We start from the raw sequence: 19,909 nt of genomic DNA on the forward strand, positions 1-19,909 counted from the left end.
CACTTCCCCCTCACGTTTCGTCATACCTGTGCCCCTGTGGTTTCGATGTCCAGCAGCGCCGCCGGGTCCGTCGCGCCGAAGCGCGCCAGCACCCAGTCGTCGTCGTACACGGTGTCCAGGTAGCGGTCGCCCAGGTCGGGGGCGATCGCCAGCACGGTGCTGCCGGGTTCGACCGCCCCGCGCATGGCCCGGAGTCCGGCCAGCACCGTCCCGGTCGAGCCGCCGAGCAGCAGCCCGTACGTCCGTGCCACGTGACGGCACATCAGCACGGTGTCCCGCTCCTCGACCAGGACCTTGTCGAAGGAGCCGTCGTCGCAGTAGATCTCCGGCCGCCGGCTCGACCCCAGCCCCGGGATCCACCGGCGTCCCGGCGGCCCGCCGAAGGTCACCGAGCCCAGGGTGTCCACGGCCACCACCCGGGTCGAGGCGCCCGCCCGCCGCACGTACTCCACGCAGCCCATCAGCGTGCCGCTGGTGCCGGTGCCGACGAACAGCCAGTCCGGCTCGCCGAAGCCCTGGAAGATCTCGGCGGCGGTGCCGTCGCGGTGGGCGCCCGGGTTGGCCGGGTTGGTGTACTGGTTGAGCCACACCAGCGCCGGGTCCTCGGCCAGCAGTCGGTGCAGCAGCCGCAGCCGGGTCTGCAGGAACCCGCCGTTGGCGTCCTGCTCGGTCACCACCGTCACCTCGGCGCCCAGCGCCCGCATGAACCGGATGCTGTGCTCGTTGGCGTTCGGGTCGGTGATCACCGACAGCTGGTGGCCCTTGGCCGCGCACACCGACGCCAGCGCGATGCCCAGGTTGCCCGAGGTCGACTCGATCAGCCGCGACCCGGGCGGCAGGACGCCGTCGGCCTCGGCCCGTTCCACCATCGCCCGGGCCACCTTGAGCTTGATCGACCCGGTCGGGTTGAGTCCCTCCAGCTTCAGGTGGGTGGAGAATCCCGCTGCGAAGCCGGGCAGTTCGAGGAAGGCGTGGGTCGCCCCCAGCTCGTATGCACCCTGTGCCCTCACGGGCAGACCGCCTTTCGTATCTGCTCGGCCAGGAAGTCCGGTCGGCTGGTGTTCAGGTGGTGGCCGCCGTGGCCGGCGATGCTCATGCCGAACTCGCCGGTGTAGCGGGCCCAGCGGTGCACATGCCGCTCGTGGCCGCGGGTGAGGGGATCATCCGCGGCCAGCAGCAGCGTGAGCGGACAGTCCAGCGCGGTGCCGGTCGCGGTGCCGGTCGAGCCGTCCGGCGCCGTGTCCGACGCGGTCTCCGGCAGCCGGGCCCAGGAGCGGGCCGAGGCGGCCGAGTCGCGCCGGAAGTCCCGGGCCAGCCGCCGCCGTTCGGCGGGCGGCAGCCCGGCCGCCGCCAGGCCGGTGTGCTCCTCCAGCCACTGCCACACCTCCTCGTCGCTGCTCCGCAGGGCCCGCTCGGGGTCCGGCTCCGCAGGGTGGTCGGAGCGCAGCAGCGAGGCGACGACGAAGACGTGCGCCGGCTCGCGGCCGCTGCGGCGCAGCGCGAACGCGGTCTCCAACGCCGGTGCGGCGCCCGCCGAGTGGCCCAGCAGGACCAGCGGTCCTGCGGTGCGGTCGGCGATCGCCCCGGCCAGCTGCCGCGGGTCGGCGCCCTCGGCCAGGGCGTCGCCGTAGTCGGCGGCCAGCACCCGTACCGGCGCGCCCGCCCGGTGCAGGGCACCGGTGAGCTGGAGGTAGCTGGCGGGGGTGCCGCCGGCGAAGGGGAAGCACACGACCGTGGCCACCGGCGCGGCCAGGGCGGCGGCGGTGCCGGGCTGCCGCGGGCCGGCCGCGGTCAGGTCGGTGAGCGGCCCGCCGCGCCCCGCCGGGGCGCCGGCCGCCGCTGCGGCCCCGTCGTCGGGGTCGGCCGCGGCGGCGAGGGCGGCCAGGGCCCGGGCGGTCGGGTGCGCGACCACGTCGCGCAGGGTCACCCCGGGCAGCCGGGCCGCGAGCCGCATCGCGGCCAGCGAGTGGCCGCCGAGGCCGAAGAAGCCGGCGGTGACCGGGACGCTGTCCACGGGCAGGCCCAGGATCTCGGCGAACGCTTCGACCATCGCCGCCTCGGCCGGGTCGGCGGGCGGTTCGGCCGCCGCCGGGCGCCCGGCGGACAGCGGGCGGCGGCCCAGCGCCGCGCGGTCGACCTTCCCGTTGCGGGTCACCGGGAAGGCGTCCAGCCGTTCGAAGACGTCCGGCAGCATGTAGCGGGGGAGGGTGCGGGCCAGTTCGGCGCCCAGGGCCGGTGCGTCGGGCTCGGCGGTGCCGGTGTACCAGACGGCGAGCCGGTCGCGGCCGCCCTCGCGGTGCACCAGCGCCACGGCGTGGTCCACCCCCTTGAGCGCGGCCAGCGCGCCCTCGACCTCGCTCAGCTCGATCCGGAAGCCGCGCAGCTTGGTCTGCTGGTCGCGGCGCCCGGCGCAGTCCAGCACCCCGCCGGGCAGCCAGCGCCCGATGTCGCCGGTGCGGTAGAGCCGCCCGCCGACCGAGGGCAGCGAGTCCAGGGTGTTGGCGACGAACACCGGCGCGGTGCGCCCGGGGTCGTTGAGATAGCCCAGGCCCACGCCGGTGCCGGTGACCAGGATCTCGCCGTAGCTGCCGAAGGGGACGGGCCGGCCCTCCGGGTCGACGATGTGGATGTTGGTGTTGGCGATCGGGCGGCCCACCGGGACCCGGTCCCCGACCGCCGGGCCGGTCAGCACGTGGTGGGTGACGTCGTCGGAGGTCTCGGTCGGCCCGTAGGCGTTGACCAGCGGCACGTCGTGGCGCTCGAACCAGCGCCGGGACAGCGCGGGCGGGAAGGCCTCACCGGTCACCAGGTTCCAGCGCAGCGCGGGCAGCGCGCGCGGTCGGTCGTCGAGTTCGCCGATCAGCGCGTCCAGGAACGAGGGCACCACCTCCAGCACGCTGACGGCCTCGTCCTGCAGCGCCCGGGCGAAGCCGGGCAGGTCGGTCACCAGTTCGGCGTCCATGACCAGGGTCCGCCCGCCGACCAGCCAGGCCGACAGCAGCTGCCACACGGAGATGTCGAAGCACTGGGTGGCGACCTGCGCCACCACGTCCTCGGCCGTCATCCCCAGGTCGTCGATCTTGGCGAGCAGATGGTTGAGCAGGCCCCGGTGGTGGATCAGCGCGCCCTTGGGCTCGCCGGTCGAACCGGAGGTGAAGATCAGGTACGCCGGGGCGTCCGGGTCCGCCGGAGCGTCGGGAACGGCCGGCCCGGCCGGACCGGCCATCAGCTCCTCGAAGCAGAGCACTGCGGCACCCGGCCCGCCACCGGCGGCTTCGGCCGCCGTCCCGGTCGCGGTCGCCGCCCCGGACGGGGCGTCGTGGTGCCCGGCGGCGATCAGCACATGGCGGCAGCCGGACCGGGCCAGCACCGACCGCAGTCGCGCGGCCGGGTCGGCCGGCTCCAGCGGCAGGTACACCGCGCCCAGCCGCAGCACCGCCAGCACGCTCACCGCCCACGCGGTCCCGCGGTCCATCGCCACGGCGACCACGGCGCCCTTCCGCACCCCGGCCGCGTGCAACCGCCCCGCCAACCGCGCGGAGGCGGCGTCCAGCTCACGGTAGGTCAGCTCGTCCGCCCCGTGCCGCAGGGCGACCGCCTCCGGCCGGGCCGCGACCTGGGCGGCGAACAGCCCCGGCACCCCGCCCTCGGGCAGTTCGCGCACCGGACCGGCCAGGCCCCGCGCCAGCAGCTCCTGCTCGGCGGCGTCCATCAGCGTCACCGCGCGGAACCCGGACTCGGGCCCGGCGGTCAGCAGTTCCAGGGCGCGCCGGTAGTAGCCGGCGATCCGCTCGACCTGCTCGGGGGCGAAGGCGTCGCGGTGGTAGTGGAGCGACAGCGCGACCTCGCCGCTGAAGGCGTCCTGCCAGAACTCGGCCCGCAGCGGGAACTCGGTCTCGCTGGCGACCCGGCTGCGCTCCAGCCGCAGGCCGTGCTCGCGGCGCAGGTCGTCCAGGACGTGGAAGTGGGTGAAGTTGAACACCGCCTCGAACAGCGGCTCCTGGACCTGCCTGACCCGCTTGGTCTCGCCCATCGGGTAGCGCCGGTGCGGCAGCAGCGCCGTCTCCGTGCGGTACACCTCGCGCACCAGGTCGGCCCAGCTGCCGTCGGCGGCGCGGACCCGGAACGGCACGGTGTTCAGGAACAGGCCGGCGATCCGGTCGCCGCCGGGGACCTCGGGGCGGCCGCTGTGCTCGTAGCCGGTCAGCACGTCGCCCGAGCCGGTGACGAACGCCAGCACCGCCACGTGGGCGGCCATCAGCACCGACTTCACCGGCACGTTCAGCCGCTCGGCGAGGCGTCCGACCGCGGCCGGGACCGGGCCGTCCAGGGCGACGTCGTGCATCGCCACCCCGTGCGCGCCCGCCGGGTCGAAGGGGTAGCGGGGCAGCCGGGTGCCCTGGTGGTCCGCCAGCACGCCCTGCCAGAAGTCGCGGCTGTCCGCCGAGGCCACCGCGGCGCGCTCCAGCCGCACGAAGTCCCGGTAGTCGGAGCCCAGCGGCGCGAACTCGGGGGAGCGGCCCGCGCGCAGCGCCAGGTAGGCGGCGAACAGGTCGTGGTGGACCACGCTGACGCTCCATCCGTCCAGCGCGGCCGCGTGGTAGCTGAGGCTGTACTGGTAGCCGCGCCCGCCCAGCAGGTGCACCCGCACCCGGACCAGGCCGCCCTCCTCGGGGGAGAAGCCGCGGGCCGGCTCGCGCTCGTAGAAGCCGGCCAGCTCCCGCTCCTGCGCCGCCTCGTCCAGCTGCGACAGGTCGGTCACCTCGACCAGGTCCGGCGCGCCCGCGTGGACGACCTGCAGCGGCTCGCTGTAGCCGGCGATGTGCAGCGAGGTGCGCAGCATCGGGTGGCGGGCCGCGACCGCCGCCGCCGCGGCCCGGAACGCCTCCAGGGCCAGCGGCTCGCCGATCCGGAAGCTGACGATGTCGTGGTAGAGCCCCGGCCGGGCCCCGGTCAGCTCCACCTCGTACAGCAGCCCGGCCTGCAGCGCGGAGAGCGGGTAGGCGGCCTCGGCGTCCGGCGGCAGCAGCCGCACGTCCTCGGCGCCGAGCAGGGACGGCCCCCCGTCGGCGGCGCCGTCCGCCGCGGCCTCCGCGTCGGCCGGCCGCACCAGCGGTTCCAGGCCGGCCAGCGTGGGATGGGCGAACAGGTCCTGGAAGGAGAAGACCAGGCCGCTCTGCTGCGCCTCGGCCAGCACCCGCACGATCTTGATCGAGTCGCCGCCCAGGGCGAAGAAGTTGTCGGCGAGACCGATGCCCTCCACCCCGAGCACCCGCGACCAGATCTCCGCGAGCCGCAGCGCGGTCGCGCTGCTCGGCGCGCCGCCCGCGCTGCCGCCGACGGCCGTGCGCGGCGGCGGCGGGAAGGCCGAGGTGTCGCGCTTGCCGTTGTGGGTGGTGGGGATCGCGGGCACGCTGACCAGGAAGCTCGGCACCATGTACGAGGGCAGCTCGGCCGCCAGCCGCCGGCGCAGCGCCGCCTCGTCGTAGCCCGGTCCCGGCACCACGTACGCGCACAGGCTGCGGTCCCCGTCGCCGTCGTCCAGCGCCAGCACGGCGCAGGCGGCGACACCGGGCGCCGACTGGGCGACGTGCTCGATCTCCGCGGTCTCGATCCGGTAGCCGCGGATCTTCACCTGGGTGTCGATCCGGCCCAGGTACTCCAGCGTCCCGTCCGCCAGCCAGCGGGCCAGGTCGCCGGTCCGGTAGCCGCGCCCGCCGGGCAGCCGCGGGTCCCGGACGAACCGCTCGGCGGTCAGCTCCGGCGCGTTCAGGTAGCCGCGCGCCAGGCCCGTCCCGCCGATCCACAGCTCGCCGGGCACCCCGACCGGCGCGGTCGTGCCGGCCCGGGTGCGCACGCCCAGCACGATGTTGTCGATCGGGCGCCCCAGCGGGACCGCGAACCGCCGGTCCAGCTCGGTGCAGGCGAAGTGGGTGACGTCCACGGCCGCCTCGGTAGGCCCGTAGAGGTTGACCAACTCGGCTGCCGGGCTCAGTAGTTCGGCGAAGCGTACGGCGTGCGCGGTGCCCAGTGCCTCGCCGCTGGCGAAGACCTGCCGGAGCGTGGCCAGGGCACCGGTGTCCCGCGCCACGTACTGGAGGAACACCTGGAGCATCGAGGGCACGAAGTGCATCGTGGTCACCCGGTGCTCGGCGATCCGGGCGACCAGCGCCGCCGGGTCCTTCTCCGCACCAGACGCCAGGGTGCTCACCGAGGCCCCGGCCAGTGTCCACCAGAAGATCTCCCACACCGAGACGTCGAAGGTGAACGGCGTCTTGTGCAGGATCACGTCCGCCGGTCCCAGCGGGTACTCGCGCTGCATCCACACCAGCCGGTTGACCACGGCCCGGTGCTCCAGCATCACGCCCTTGGGCCGGCCGGTGGAGCCGGAGGTGTAGATCACGTAGCACAGGTCCTCGGGCCCCGCGCCGCCCTCGGGCGCGGGCGCGTCGCCCGCCCACACCGCCGGGTCGCCCGCGTCCACGAACACCTCTGCGGCCGGGACGACCTGACGGGTCGCCGCGTCGCCGACCACGATCCGGGTGCCGCTGTGCTCCAGCATGTAGCCGATGCGGTTGGCCGGGAGCGTCGGGTCGATCGGCAGGTAGGCGCCGCCCGCCTTGAGCACCGCGTAGATCGTGGCCAGCGACAGCGGCGAGCGGGTCAGGCACACCCCCACCACCGTGCCGGGACCGACCCCGGCGGCCCGGAGCCGGTGCGCCAGCTGGTTGGCGCGCCGGTCCAGCTCCGCGTAGCTGGTGCCGTCGTCGCGGATCGCCACCGCCTCCGGGGACCGCGCCGCGTGCTGCTCCAGGAACCGGTGCAGCGGGACGTCGTCCGGGAAGTCACGGGCGGTGGCGTTGAACCCGGCGATCGCGGCGCACTCGGCCGCGTCGGCGTCCAGCAGTTCCTCCAACGGGGCGTCCGGCTCGCGGACGACCGCGTCCAGCAGTCGTGCGCAGGCCCCGGCCAGCCGCTGCGCGGTGCCCGCGGTGAACAGGTCCGCGCGGTAGTCCAGCACCAGGCCCGGCTCGCCGTCCCGCAGCCGCACGTCGATCAGCAGCGCGCACCCGGTCTGCTCGGCCTGCGCCCAGGACAGGCCCCCGTCGACGCCCGCCGCCAGGTCGGTGGGCGGGTGCCCGCCCTCGGCCGTCAGGTGCGCCACCGGCACGTCCAGTTGTCCGCCCGCCTCCAGGTACGCGGACCGTGCCGCGGCCAGCAGCGCGCGCGGCGTGGACTGCCTGGTCACCGTCAGGCCCATCGGGAACGGCACGTCGTGCTCGCCGGCGCCGTGCCGGTGGCCGGTCACCACCTGCACCTGCTCGCTGTCGGTGGCCCGGGCGCCGAGCACCGCGACCACGGCCGCGACCAGCACCCGGGCCAGTGCCGGCCGGTCCTTGACCAGGGAGCGGCAGCGGGCGGCGCAGCCGTCCGCCAGCGGGGCCTGGACCCGGCCGCGGGAGCCCTCGCCGGAGCGGGCCGCGAAGTCGCGCGGCAGCACGGTGGGCTGCTCCCAGCCGGCCAGACGGGAGCGCCAGTACGCGGTCTGCTCGGGGAAGGCGTGGATGTCTCGGCTGAGTTGCAGCGCGGTGCTCATGATCCCTCTCGTGTGCGCTTCGGCGGTGTTCACAGGTCGAAGTCCCCGAGTTCGAAGTCCCCGAGTTCGAAGTCCCCGGCATCGGCGGTGGTCGCGCGGCCGGTCGCCAGCACCGGGGCCGCCGGGTCCGCGAGCAGCTCGGTCACAGTCTCCAGACAGGTGTCCAGCAGCCACCGGGCGGAGGCGTCGTCGTACAGGTCGGTGGCGTACTCCAGGTCCAGCCGCAGTTCGTCGCGGCGCAGGTACGCCTGGAGGTTGAGGTCGAAGCGGGTGGTGCCCGGGTTGACCAGTTCGGTACGGGCGGTGAGCCCGCCCCGGCGCACCGTGTGGAAGTCGATGTCCTGGAGCGCGAACAGCACGTCGAACAGCGGATTGCGGCCCGGCTGCGGCGCGATCCCGAGCCGCTGCGCCAGCCGGGGGAAGGGCGGCCCCTGGTGGCTGAGCGCCTCCCGGGCCAGCCGGTCGGCCTGGGCGACCAGGTCGCCCAGCGTCGCCGCCCGGTCCGGCAGCCGGACGCGCAGGACGGCCGTGTTCACGAACATCCCGACGACCTGCTCCAGGTCCGGGTGGACGCGTCCGCCGGTGGGCGTGCCGACGGTGAAGTCGCGCCGGCCGGAGATCCGCGCCAGCGTCGCGGCCCAGGCGGCGAACAGCACCGCGAACGCCGTGGTGCGGTGCCGGCGGGCCGCCGTGCGCACATCCGCGCAGGCCCCGGCCCCCAGTACGGCGGTGGCCACCGCGCCGCGCTCCGGGCGCCCGGCCCCGCGCGGGCGGTCCACCGGCAGCACCGGCTCGGTCGGGCAGTCCGCCAACTGCCGCAGCCAGTAAGCCTCGTCGGAGGCGTCGTCGCCGCGCCCGGCCCGGCCGGCGGCCCACTGCGCCGCCGCCCGGTAGTCGGCCGGCTGCTCGGGGAGCTGCTCGCCCGCGTAGCCGGCCAGCAGCTCCTCGACCAGGATCCGCAGCGAGACCCCGTCGAAGACCACATGGTGGGCGTCCAGGTGCAGCACGTGCCGGTCCGGGCCGCCGCGCACCAGCAGCGCCCGCAGCAGCGGGGCGCCGTCGGGGCGCCGCGGCCGGAAGGGGCGCACGAACCCGGCCGCCGCCCGCTCGTCCGGCGCGGGCAGGAAGGCGAACTCGGGGGCGGCGGGCGGCGCCGGCTGCTGGTGCACGCCCTCGGCGCCGACGCCGAACTGCATCCGCAGCGCCTCGTGCCGGGCCACCAGCGCGGTCAGCGCCGCGCGCAGCCGCTCGGGGTCCACCGGCCCGGCCAGCTCCACCCGTACCGGGATGTTGTACGCCAGTGACTCGGGCTCGGCCTGCCAGATCGCGAACAGGCCCTGCTGCTGCGGGTGCAGCGGCACCGGGCCGGGCGCCGGCCGGGGCAGGGCCGGTACCGGGGCGGAGCCGGCGGCGGCCGCTGCGCGGGCCATCCCGGCCAGGGTGGGCGCCGCGACCGCGTCGGCGTAGCCGACGGCGGCCCCCTGCCGACCGAGCCGGCCGACGAGGACCCCCAGCAGCAGCGAGTTGCCGCCCAGTTCGAAGAAGTCCGAGTCCGGGCCGAGCTGCCCGGCCGGCACGCCCAGGACGTCGGCCCACAGCCCGGCCAGCCGGGCCTGGTCCGCCGTCAGCCCGGCACCGGGCGTGGCCCCCGGTGCGGCCCCCGGTGCGGCCGGGGGCTCGGCGTCGGGGGCGGGCAGGGAGCGCCAGTCGACCTTGCCGCTGGCGGTGAGCGGCAGCCGGTCCAGCGCCACGAACCGGTCCGGGCAAAGGTACTGCGGCAGCCGGTCGCGCAGCGCGCGCCGCAGCAGCGCGACGTCGGCGCCGGGCGCCACCACGTACGCGGCCAGCGAGCGCTCCTCGCCCGGCCGGCCGACGACCCTGGTGTGCGCGTCGGCCACCCCCGGCAGGGCCCGCAGCGCGGCGTCGACCTCGGCGAGCTCCACCAGGTGGCCGCGGATCTTGACCTGGTGGTCCTGGCGGCCGTGGAAGTGCAGCAGCCCGTCCCGGTCGGCGTGCACCAGGTCGCCGGTGCGGTAGTAGCGAACCCCGTCCACCAGGGTGAACTTGCGCGCCGTCAGCTCCGGGTCGCCCAGGTAGCCGCGGGCCAGCCCCGCGCCGCCGGTGTACAGCTCCCCGACGGTCCCGGCGGGCACCGCCCGGCCCTGCTCGTCGCAGACCCGCACGGTGGTGCCGGAGATCGGCCGGCCGATCGGCAGCGGTCCCTCGACCTCCTCCTCGACCGGGAACACCGTGGTGAACGTGGTGTTCTCGGTCGGGCCGTAGCCGTTGAGGACCCGCAGCGCCGGGTTGGCCGCCCGGACCTGCCGCACCTGGCCGGGGGAGACCACGTCGCCGCCGGTCAGCAGGGTCCGCAGCGGGGCGAAGGCCGCCGGGTCCTCCTGCGCGATCCGGTGGAACAGCGGGGCGGTGATCCAGGCCAGGGTCACCCCCTGCTCCCGGATCGCCTGCGCGAACCGCTGCGGCACCACCGCCGTCTCGTGGTCCACCACGTGCAGCGACCCCCCGTTCAGCAGTGCGCCCCAGATCTCCAGGGTGGCCGCGTCGAAGGCCAGCGACGCGGCCTGCAGCACCCGCTGCTCCGGCGACAGGTCGACGTAGCCGGTGTCCTTGACCAGCCGCAGGACGCCCCGGTGCTCGACCATCACGCCCTTGGGGCGCCCGGTGCTGCCGGAGGTGAACATCACGTACGCCAGCGGCGAGCCCCCGGCACAGACCCCCCGGCCCGCCACCGCCAACTCCGCCGCGCCGTCCGCCGCGCCGTCCGTCCCGCCCTCCGTCCCGCCGTCGGGGCGCTGCAGCTCGTCGAGTCCGTACAGCCGCACCGGCGCGGGCGCGGTGAACCGCTCGCGCACCGGCTCCGGGCACACCACCGTCCGCAGCTCCGCCGTCCGGACGATCTGCTCCACCCGCCGCGCGGGGTACGCCGGGTCGATCGGCACGTACGCGCCGCCGGCCAGCACGATCCCCAGCAGTGCGGTGATCGAGTCGGCCGAGCGGTCGAAGGCGAGGCCGACCAGGGTCTCGCGGCGGACCCCGGCCCGGCGCAGCCCGGCCGCGACGGCGGCCGCGCGCCGGTACAGCTGACGGTAGGTCAGCACGCAGGAGCCCGAGACCAGCGCCGTGGCCGTCGGGCGGGCCCGGACCTGTTCGAGGAACGCGTCCTCGATCAGGCCGTCCCAGGACGAAGAGTGCGTCATCGGTCTTCTCCAGCTACGGGCGGTGGCAGGGGCGGTGGAGCGGGAGGGGGCGTTCACAGGTCCAGGACCAGGCGGGAACCGAGACAGCGGGAGACGCAGATCAGCATCAGGTCGCCGGCGGCGCGCTCCTCCGGCGTCAGCAGGCTGTCGCGGTGCTCCGGCACGCCCTCCAGCACCGTGGTCTCGCAGGTGCCGCAGGTGCCCTCCTCGCAGGAGGCCAGCACCGCCACCCCGGCCCCGCGCAGCGCCCGCAGCAGCGAGGTCCCGGCGGGCACCGGGACGGTGCGGCCGCTGCGCCGCAGCACGGCCTCGAAGTCGGTGTCCGCGGTGTCCGCCGCCGGGGGGACGGGGGCGGCGGCGGTGAAGCGCTCGGTGTGCAGCGCCAGCCCCGGCAGCGCCTCGCAGCGCGCGCGGACCGCCTGGAGCAGCGGCTCGGGGCCGCAGCAGTAGACCAGTGCGCCGGCCGGCGTGCCGGCGAGCAGCGCGTCCAGGTCCAGCCGTCCGCACTCGTCCCGCGGAGCGACCGTCACCCGGTCGCCGTAGCGGGCCAGTTCGGGCAGGAAGGCCATCGAGGCCCGGCTCCGGCCGGCGTAGGCCAGCCGCCACCTGCTGCCCCGGCGCTCGGCGGCGGCGAGCATGGGCAGCAGCGGGGTGATGCCGATACCGCCCGCGAGGAACAGCAGGTCCTGGCCGGGCAGCAGCGGGAAGCGGTTGCGGGGCCCGGCGGCGCGCAGCCGGGTGCCGACGGCGACCCGGTCGTGCAGCTCGGCCGACCCGCCGCGGCCGTCCGGCTCGCGCAGGACGGCGATGCGCCAGGGGCCGGGCCGCCCGTCGGCGTGGTGGAGGGAGTACTGGCGCACCAGCCCCGAGGGCAGCAGGAGGTCGACGTGGGCGCCGGGCCCGGCGGCGGGCAGCGGCCCGCCGCCGGGTGCCGTCAGCTCCAGGCCGAGCACGCCCGCCGCGAGTGCGGCACGGGCGCGGACCAGAACCTCGAACGTGTCGCCGGCCATGTCATCCGTCCTTCGGGCTGCTGGGGGTCCGGCTACTGGGCGATCCGGCGCAGCATCGCGCGCGCGGCCAGGCCGCCGGCGTCGATGGCCACGCTCAGCTCCTGGGTGCCGGCCGGCTCGCTCGCCACGACCTGCTCCAGGACGGTCAGCGCGTCCAGGTCCTGCTGCACCACCTCCTGGTTCAGCGTCAGCAGCGTCTGGCCGACCGAGTCGGCGTCCAGGGCGAAGTCGCGGACCACGGCCCAGAAGTCCCAGGTGCTGTGCTCGGTCTCCGGGGTGAGCCCGTGCAGGATCTTCACGTGGGCGCCGCCCTCGTCGCCGCCGGTGCCGACCGGCGTCCCGTGCGGGGCGACCCGCACGTTGTTCACCCAGAAGGCGGGCGGTTGGAAGGCCACGTCCTGCCAGCGGTCGATCGGGGTGGTGAACCCGGTGGTCTTCTCGTAGAACGGCGGGCAGCCCACGGCCTCCATGTGGCGCGAGAACTCGACCCGGTTCCGCTCCTCGTCGACCTGGGTGGTGAACGGCGTCCGGGCGATCTCCGGAGTGCCGATCAGGTCCGCGTGCAGGTACGTCTCGTGGGACAGGTCCATCAGGTTGTCCACCAGCAGGCTGTAGCGGAACGGCGAGTACGCCATGTCCTCCACCGACGCCCAGGCCGGGTCGTCCAGCCAGTGCGCGTCCGGCACCAGGGCCGGGTCGGCGGCGTCCTGGTCGCCGATCCAGATCCAGATCCACTTGTCGCGCTCGACCAGCTGGTAGCGCGGCACCCGCGCGGTGCGCGGGACGCGGTCCTGGCCGGGCACGAAGGTGCAGGTGCCGGAGCAGTCGAAGACGAAGCCGTGGTAGCCGCACTCGATCGAGTCGTCCTGAAGCTTGCCCAGCGACAGCGGGTAGCGGCGGTGCACGCAGCGGTCGGCCAGGGCCACCGGCCGCCCGTCGCGGCCCCGGTAGAACACGACCGGCTCGCCGCAGATGGTCCGGCTCAACAGCTCCCTGCCCACCTCCTTGCTCCAGGCGGCGACATACCAGTAGTTCTGCGGAAACGCACTCATCGAACTCTCCTGAGATATCAGCGGATGTCGCGCGCAAGTAGTTTTCCGATCGGCGGCGGGGAAAGATCCGTCACCGGGAGAGGGCGGGAAGGCCGTGGTTCAGCGCAATTCGACAGTGACCAACAATACGTTCGCCGGGCACCCTGTCAATCACGGTCAACTGCTCAACCCATAGTCGGCGGGCGGACCTTGACATGCGCGAACCTTTCCCGGTTCGATGAGGCGAGTCCCGTTGATCAGGCCATCTGCCGCAGTTCTGGGACGTTCTCCGTTCCGCTGTCGTCGCGGCACGGCCCGGGTGCGCCAGAGCGGCCGTATCCGCCGTGAGAGGAATCGCCATGGAAGGGATCCAACATTTCCCGGGAAAGAGCCTGAGGCTGGGCCGCCTCATCAATCCACTGTCCGGCCGGACGTTCGTGGTTCCGCTTGACCACTCGCTCGCCGACGGCCCGATCGCCTCCGCCCCGGCTCTTCGCGACATCGCCCGTGCCGTGTCCCGCAACGGCGGCGACGCGCTGCTGGTCCACAAGGGCCGGATGCGGTTCCTGCCGACCGACGTGCTGCGCGGCACCGCACTGGTGATCCACCTGAACGGCATCACCCGGCACGCCCCCGACGCCAACGCCAAGGTCCGGCTCGCCGAGGTCGAGGAGGCCCTGGAGCTGGGGGCCGACGCGGTCAGCATCCACGTCAACATGGGCTCCGACACCGAGGCGGAGCAGCTGGGCGACCTGGCCAGGGCCGCCGAGGGCTGCACCCGCTGGGGGCTGCCGCTGATCGCCATGGTCTATCCGCGCGGACCGCGGATGGGCGACCCGACCGACCCCGAGCTGGTCGCGCACGCCGCCAACCTCGCCGCCGACCTGGGCGCCGACATCGCCAAGGTCCCCTACACCGGCTCGCCGACCACCATGGCCGAGGTGGTGCGCAGCTGCCCGATCGGCATCATCACGGCCGGCGGCGCCCCGGTGGGTGACCGTCAACTGACCCGCACCGTAGGCGAGGTGGTGGCCAGTGGCGCCCTGGGCGTGGCCATGGGGCGCAATGTCTGGTCCTCGCCGGACGTCGCCGCCACCGTGCGGCTGGTCGCCGACGCCCTGCACCTGCCCACCGCCGGCCGCACCGCCCTGCCCGCCCCGGCGGGCGCCCACGACCCCGCGCAGCCCGAACGGGCGCTCGCGGCGCCCCACCCCGTACCCGCCCGGACCTGACCGCCTATCACCGAGGAGTACGCAGTGAAGATCACCTGGATCGACGTCCGCGGGCTGAAGGACCTCACCGCCCCCGTGATCGAGGAAGCCGTGCACATCGGCGTGGACGGATTCGTCTCCGACGACCCGGAGCTGCTGGCCACCATCCCGCCGTCCAAGCGCCGGATCGGCCTGATCCTGCCCGGCACCCCGCAGGCCGCGGCCGAGAAGCTGGCCCAGACCGCCGACCTGCTGATCGTCGACCACACCCTGACCGGGATCTACGAGCCGGCCTCGCCCGACGCCGAGAAGGGCGTCTACGTCACCGTCACCGGCGAGGAGTCCCTCGCGGTGGCCTGCACCGTGGCCGCCACCGCTCCCTGGACCCTGGTGGAGTTCCAGCAGGACCCCAGCAAGATCCCGCTGGAGATCCTGCTCGGCGCCACCGACAAGGCCAAGGGCAACCTGGTCACGGTCGTCACCGACCTGGAGGACGCCGAGATCACGCTCACCGTGCTGGAGCGCGGCCCGGACGGCATGCTGCTGCGGCCGGACACCGTCGGCGAGGCCACCGCGCTGGTCGAGATCAGCCAGGAGACCACCGAGCAACTGCAGTTGGAGCACCTGACGGTGACCCGGCTGTCCCATGTCGGCCTCGGCGACCGGGTCTGCGTCGACACCTGCACCCACTTCAAGCAGAACGAGGGCATCCTGGTCGGCTCGCACGCCACCGGCATGATCCTGGTCAGCAGCGAGACCCACCCGCTGCCCTACATGCCCACCCGGCCCTTCCGGGTCAACGCCGCCGCGCTGCACTCCTACAGCCTCACGCCGGCCAACCGGACCCGCTACCTGGCCGAACTGCGCTCCGGCTCCGAACTGCTGGCCGTCGACACCGAGGGCCGGACCCGGCGCGTGGTGGTCGGCCGGATCAAGATGGAGAGCCGTCCGCTGCTCCTGATCGAGGCCGAGTCGCCCACGGGCGGCAAGGTCAACGTCATCTGCCAGGACGACTGGCACGTGCGGGTGCTCGGCCCCGGCGGCAGCGTCCACAACATCACCGAGCTCAAGGCAGGCGACGTCATCCTCGGCTACGCCCTCACCGACCAGCGCCACGTCGGCTACCCGATCCGGGAGTTCCTGCACGAGCAGTGACCTCCCCGCCCCGACCCGGCCCCCACGACCGCATCCGGCCGTGGGGGCCGGCACCATTGCGGGGCCCGCCGCGCGCGTTCAACTGCTCGGGAAAGGACACTTGAACACATGTCCGACGAGCACGACGGGCCGTCGGCCCGGTACCGTCGCACCCGGCCCGCCGCGGCCGGCGCACCGCCCCGGCGGAACAGTGACAGCGGCCTGCGGCACCGATACTGTTGAATTCCGTGCACCCCTCCCGATATACGCGGGAACGGAAAGCGTGCCCGGACATTCGAAAAGAGGCGTCCCCCGCCGGACCGGATTCGGTCCGGACCAGCGAGTGCAACGGCGCGTCCGTCGAACACTTCCCCCGCAGCGGCACGGAATTCGCGAAGAACCATTTCCGGAGAACAGCGCCGCAGTACCCGGAGACGACGACGCCCCTCTTCTCCCTCCCTGTGCAGAGCATTTCTCCGCCAAAGCCGCGGCCGGCGCGGGGAAATCGATACAGGAGCGGACGGAACAGTACTTCAGGAGGCGAATCACCCATGGCGACCGCGGGAGCGACGCTGCACATCCAGCTCCTAGGGCCGGTCCGGGCCTGGCGGAACGGGGCGGAGGTGGCCCTGGGCCCGCCCAAGCAGCGGGCTGTGCTGGGCCTGCTGGCGAGCCGGGCCGGCGATGTGGTGGGCGTCGACCACCTCGTCAACGCGGTATGGGGCAGCGCGGGACCGGCGACCGCCCCCAACGGCGTCCACACCTATGTCGCGGGCCTGCGCCGGGTCCTGGAGCCCGGACGCGGCAGACGGGCCGCGGGCACGGTGATCACCTCCGAATCCGGCGGCTACTGCCTGCGCCTGGACCCCGCGCAGGTGGACGCCGCCCGCTTCGTCCAGTGCCTGGCCCAGGCCCGCAAGTCCCTGGGCGACGCCGGCACCGAGGCGACACTGCAGCTGTACGAGCAGGCCCTGTCGCTCTGGCACGGCGAGGCCCTGCACGGAGTCCCCGGGCCCTTCGCCGTGATGGAACGCACCCGGATGCGGGACCTGCGGCTGACGGCCGTCGAGGAGTGGGCCGTCGACATGCTGGCGGTCGGACGCCACGCCGAGCTGATCACCGATCTCACCGGCGCGGTCAGTGAGGAGCCCCTGCGGGAGCGACTGCGCTGGCTGCTGATCGAAGCGCTGCGCCGCAGCGGGCGCCAGGCCCACGCCCTGCGGATCTACGAGGAGACCCGGGAACTGCTGCGCCGGGAACTGGGCATAGAGCCCGGCGGAGACCTGCGCAGCCTCTACCAGCAGATCCTCACCGGGCGCCCCGAGCTGCGCCCGCCCGGCGGCGACAGCGCGCCGGTCCTGCTCGCGGGCCGGCGCACCGTGCTGCACGGCGCCCCCAAGCCGGCCCAACTCCCGCCCCTGGCACGCGGTTTCGTCGGCAGGACCGAGGAGCTGGGCTGGCTGGAGACGCTGGTGACCAGCGAGAGCGCGCCGGACGGCGCCACCACCCCGGTGGCGGTGGTCGACGGCCCGGCCGGTGCGGGCAAGTCGGCGTTCGTCCTGCAACTGGCACACCGGCTGATCGACCGCTACCCCGACGGCCAGCTGTACGTGGACCTGCGCGGCAGCAGGCCCGAGGGCCGGACGGTCAGCGCCGGGGACGCCCTGGGCCAGCTCCTGGGCAGCCTGGGCGTGGACGGCGCCCGTCTCCCCCCGGTCCCGGCCGCCCGCGCCGCCCTCTACCGCAGCCTGCTGCACGGCCGGCGGATGCTGGTCGTCCTCGACGACGCCTACAGCGCCGACCAGTTGCGGCCGCTGATCCCGCGCGGCTCCTCCGTCGTCCTGGCCACCAGTCGGCAGCGCCTGAGCGGACTGGCCGCGCGCGACGGCGCGCACCTGCTCACCATCGGACCCCTGGCCGACCCGGAGGCCGGGCAGCTGCTGGCCGACCTCAGCGGCGGACGCCTGCTCCGGCCGGACGCGGCCACCGCCCGCCTGGTGGCGCACTGCGGGGGACTGCCGCTGGCACTGCGCATCGTCGCGGAGGGGCTGCGGGCCAACCCCGGCACCCCGCTGGGCACACTGGTCGAGCAGTACGCGGCCGAACGCGGCCGGCTCGACCTGCTCACGGTGAAGGACGACACGGCGGCCAGCATGCGCAGCGTCTTCGACGCCTCCTACCAGGCCCTGCCCGCCGAGGCCGCCCGGATGTTCCGTCACCTGGGCCTCTACAGCGGACCGCTGACGGTGGAGACGGCCGCGACGCTCGCGGGCACGGACCGCGACACCGCCCACGAGCTGCTCTCGCTGCTGGTCGCCAACCACCTGCTGGAGGAGGGGCCGGACGACCGGTACCACTTCCACTCGCTGATCGGCATCTACGCCGCCGAGTGCGCGGAGCACGAGCCGGCGGCCCGCCGCCAGGAGGCCCTGGCCCGGCTGGGCCGGTCGTCGGCACAGGCGGCCGACGGCGCGTCCGGGGTGGCTCACGCCGGGTCGGCGCAGCCCGGGCCGGGCAGCATGGCACGGTGAACGGCGGCATGGGACGGTGAACGGCAGCGTCGCACGGTGAACGCGCGGCGGGCCGGGACCAAGCACCGGCGGCCGCACAGGAGTGCCAACAGGGAGGAACCCATGGAACCCAGGCTCGGTCCCACAGCCCGGCTCATCCCAGACGGGCGGCTGTTCGTTCCGGTACGGCCGCGCCGGGGCGGCCGACTCCTCAGACTCTTCCAGACCCCGCTCGGCGGCCGGACCGTCGTCGGCTTCACCTCGCAGGCCCGGCTGGCCACGGCGTTGGGCGAGGACCAGGCCTGGGTGGAGCTGGCCGAGCCGGCGCTGCGGGCGCTGGCCGAGCCGCTGGGGGTGAGCTGCCTGATCATCGACCCCCACCTGGTGGCCCGCCCGGTCGCCGCCGACACCGCGCCGCTGGCCCCGGTCCGGTTGGAACTGGGGGCACTTGAGGCGCTGGAGGCCTAGGCCCGGGCGGCGGTCCGGGTCGCGGTGCGGGGCCCGGACCGCCGCCCCGACCGCCGCCCTGACCAGGGCCCGCCTGCCCCGGCCTGACCCGGGCTCAGCCCACGGCCTCGCGCATCCGGCCCAGGATGTCCCGCAGGACGGCCGGGGAGGTGGCGAAGTTCAGCCGGACGAAGCCCTCGCCGCCGGGCCCGAAGGCGCGGCCGTCGTTCAGCAGCACCCGGGCCTTCTCCAGGAAGAACGTGTGCGGGTCGGTGCCCAGGTCCAGGGCGCGGCAGTCCAGCCAGGCCAGGAAGGAGCCCTGCGGGACGCGGTAGCCGATGCCCGGCGGCAGTTCCTCGCCGACCAGCGCGGCGTTCCGCTCCAGGACCGGCCGGAGCTGGGCGAGCCAGGAGTCGCCCTCGCGCCAGGCCGCCAGGGTCGCGGCCACCCCGAAGTTGTTCGGCTCGCCGTACAGGTGCGACGGCTGTGCCAGGGCCGTGCGGATCCCGGCCGCACCGACGTGGGCGACGGCGCAGCGCGCTCCGGGCACGTTGAACGCCTTGGTCGCGGAGGTCAGCGTGACCGTCCTCGCGGCGACCTCCGGCGACAGGGAGGCGAACGGGATGTGCCGGTACGGTCCGTGGACGAGGTCGGCGTGGATCTCGTCGGAGACCACCAGCAGGTCGTGCCGCAGGGCCAGTTCGGCCAGGGACTCCAGCTCCGGCCGGCGCAGCACCCGACCGGTGGGGTTGTGCGGGTTGACCAGCAGCAGCACCCGGCAGCCGCCCTCGGCCAGCTCCCGGTCGAACCGGTCGGCGTCGAAGGCCCAGCCCTCGTCCTGCAGGACGTACGGCACCGGGAGCAGGCGCCGCTCCATACCGGCCACCGTCGCCAGGAACGGCGGGTAGGTCGGGGTGTGCACCGCGACGGCGTCACCGGGCCGGGTCGCGGCCAGCAGCACGGCCTGCAGCCCTTGGTTGATGTCGGTGAACTCCCTGACCTGGGCGGGGTCGGCGTCCCAGCCGTAGCGCTCGCGCATGCGCTCGGCGAACGCGGCCCGCAGCGGGATCTGTTCGGGGCGCCCGTCCCACGCGGGGTACCCCAGGTCCTCCTCCACGCACCGCAGCAGGGCCTCGCGCACGGCAGGGGCCGGCGGGAAGTCCATCTCCGCGATCCAGGCCGGGAGCACGCCCGGCTCGGCCCGGCTCCACTTCACTCCCGGGCGACGGGCCAACGATGAGGGGTCGACGTCGTCGAACACGGCTTGCTCCTGTCTCTGTCGGAATCACCACCCAGCCGCTCCGGCCGGTTCCCAACACCCTTGCGGGCCAGGCCCGTTCCCGCCAGGCCCGGTGCGAGCGGCGCTGCACGGGCCCGCTCGTCAAGATCCGGACCCAACATACCCCGGCACCTGCGGCCGGTGCCCCTCCGTGAGGGTGAGCGCTGGTGATAGGACCCCTGGTCTCCTGGCTCCTGGCTCCGCCGAGCCGCCGAGGGCCCGGCCACAGCCCGCCAGGGCCCGGGCACAGCCCGGAAGAAGAACAGACCAATCGGTCTTCAACTCTGTGCGGTCGGGAATCCTCACGAAGCCCCACCGTTCAAGGAGCCCCTCCGGGCGGCGCTTGCCCGGCGCTGCTGGCCGTGGTGGCGAAAACGCCGGAGTGGGCGCCAAAAAGCGCTGTGAGATGGGTAGTTGATGCTGGCGCGGGTCTCTGTGACGCAGGAGGACGGCCCCGGCGACCGCGAGTCGG

The 19,909-nt window shown here is 74.7% G+C and carries 10 protein-coding genes; 4 read left to right on the plus strand and 6 right to left on the minus strand.

Features of this window, described 5'->3' with window-relative positions:
* Positions 1-20 precede the first annotated feature (20 nt).
* The 5 genes from sbnA to BS75_RS38825 are packed head-to-tail and all read right to left on the minus strand — an operon-like array spanning position 21 to position 12,877.
* Positions 21-1,010 (minus strand): 2,3-diaminopropionate biosynthesis protein SbnA, encoded by a 990-nt coding sequence (gene sbnA, locus BS75_RS38805; protein WP_231608021.1) that lies wholly within the window; start codon positions 1,008-1,010, stop codon positions 21-23.
* Positions 1,007-7,597 (minus strand): non-ribosomal peptide synthetase, encoded by a 6,591-nt coding sequence (locus tag BS75_RS38810; RefSeq protein ID WP_052070267.1) that lies wholly within the window; start codon positions 7,595-7,597, stop codon positions 1,007-1,009. Before BS75_RS38810 ends, sbnA begins: the two co-directional genes overlap by 4 nt.
* A gap of 29 nt (positions 7,598-7,626) precedes the next feature.
* Positions 7,627-10,815, minus strand: coding sequence for a non-ribosomal peptide synthetase (locus tag BS75_RS38815; RefSeq protein WP_052070269.1), 3,189 nt, complete (start codon positions 10,813-10,815; stop codon positions 7,627-7,629).
* 53 nt (positions 10,816-10,868) lie between these two features.
* Positions 10,869-11,825 carry a PDR/VanB family oxidoreductase gene (locus BS75_RS38820; RefSeq protein ID WP_034091576.1) on the minus strand — a complete coding sequence of 319 codons (957 nt, stop codon included), beginning with the start codon at positions 11,823-11,825 and terminating at the stop codon, positions 10,869-10,871.
* 32 nt (positions 11,826-11,857) lie between these two features.
* Positions 11,858-12,877: an aromatic ring-hydroxylating dioxygenase subunit alpha gene (locus tag BS75_RS38825; RefSeq protein ID WP_034091577.1), complete on the minus strand. Its 1,020-nt coding sequence runs from the start codon at positions 12,875-12,877 to the stop codon at positions 11,858-11,860.
* 338 nt (positions 12,878-13,215) lie between these two features.
* Between BS75_RS38825 and BS75_RS38830 the strand changes: the two genes are divergently transcribed.
* The 4 genes from BS75_RS38830 (at position 13,216) to BS75_RS38845 (ending at position 18,179) form a co-directional block, all read left to right on the plus strand.
* Positions 13,216-14,088, plus strand: a complete 873-nt coding sequence (locus tag BS75_RS38830) for a 2-amino-3,7-dideoxy-D-threo-hept-6-ulosonate synthase (protein ID WP_063771603.1) — start codon at positions 13,216-13,218, stop codon at positions 14,086-14,088.
* A gap of 24 nt (positions 14,089-14,112) precedes the next feature.
* Entirely contained in the window at positions 14,113-15,222 is a 1,110-nt protein-coding gene (locus BS75_RS38835) for a 3-dehydroquinate synthase II family protein (RefSeq protein ID WP_034091578.1), read from the plus strand.
* A 530-nt stretch (positions 15,223-15,752) separates the two neighbouring features.
* Entirely contained in the window at positions 15,753-17,732 is a 1,980-nt protein-coding gene (locus BS75_RS38840; RefSeq protein WP_063771604.1) for an AfsR/SARP family transcriptional regulator, read from the plus strand.
* 102 nt (positions 17,733-17,834) lie between these two features.
* Positions 17,835-18,179 carry an SAV_915 family protein gene (locus tag BS75_RS38845; RefSeq protein WP_034091579.1) on the plus strand — a complete coding sequence of 115 codons (345 nt, stop codon included), beginning with the start codon at positions 17,835-17,837 and terminating at the stop codon, positions 18,177-18,179.
* A gap of 94 nt (positions 18,180-18,273) precedes the next feature.
* On the opposite strand, the gene BS75_RS38850 is transcribed toward BS75_RS38845, so the two are convergent.
* Positions 18,274-19,419, minus strand: coding sequence for a MalY/PatB family protein (locus BS75_RS38850; RefSeq protein WP_034091580.1), 1,146 nt, complete (start codon positions 19,417-19,419; stop codon positions 18,274-18,276).
* Positions 19,420-19,909: the final 490 nt, after the last annotated feature.

It is taken from the genome of Streptacidiphilus albus JL83, from assembly GCF_000744705.1.
Lineage (GTDB): Bacteria > Actinomycetota > Actinomycetes > Streptomycetales > Streptomycetaceae > Streptacidiphilus > Streptacidiphilus albus.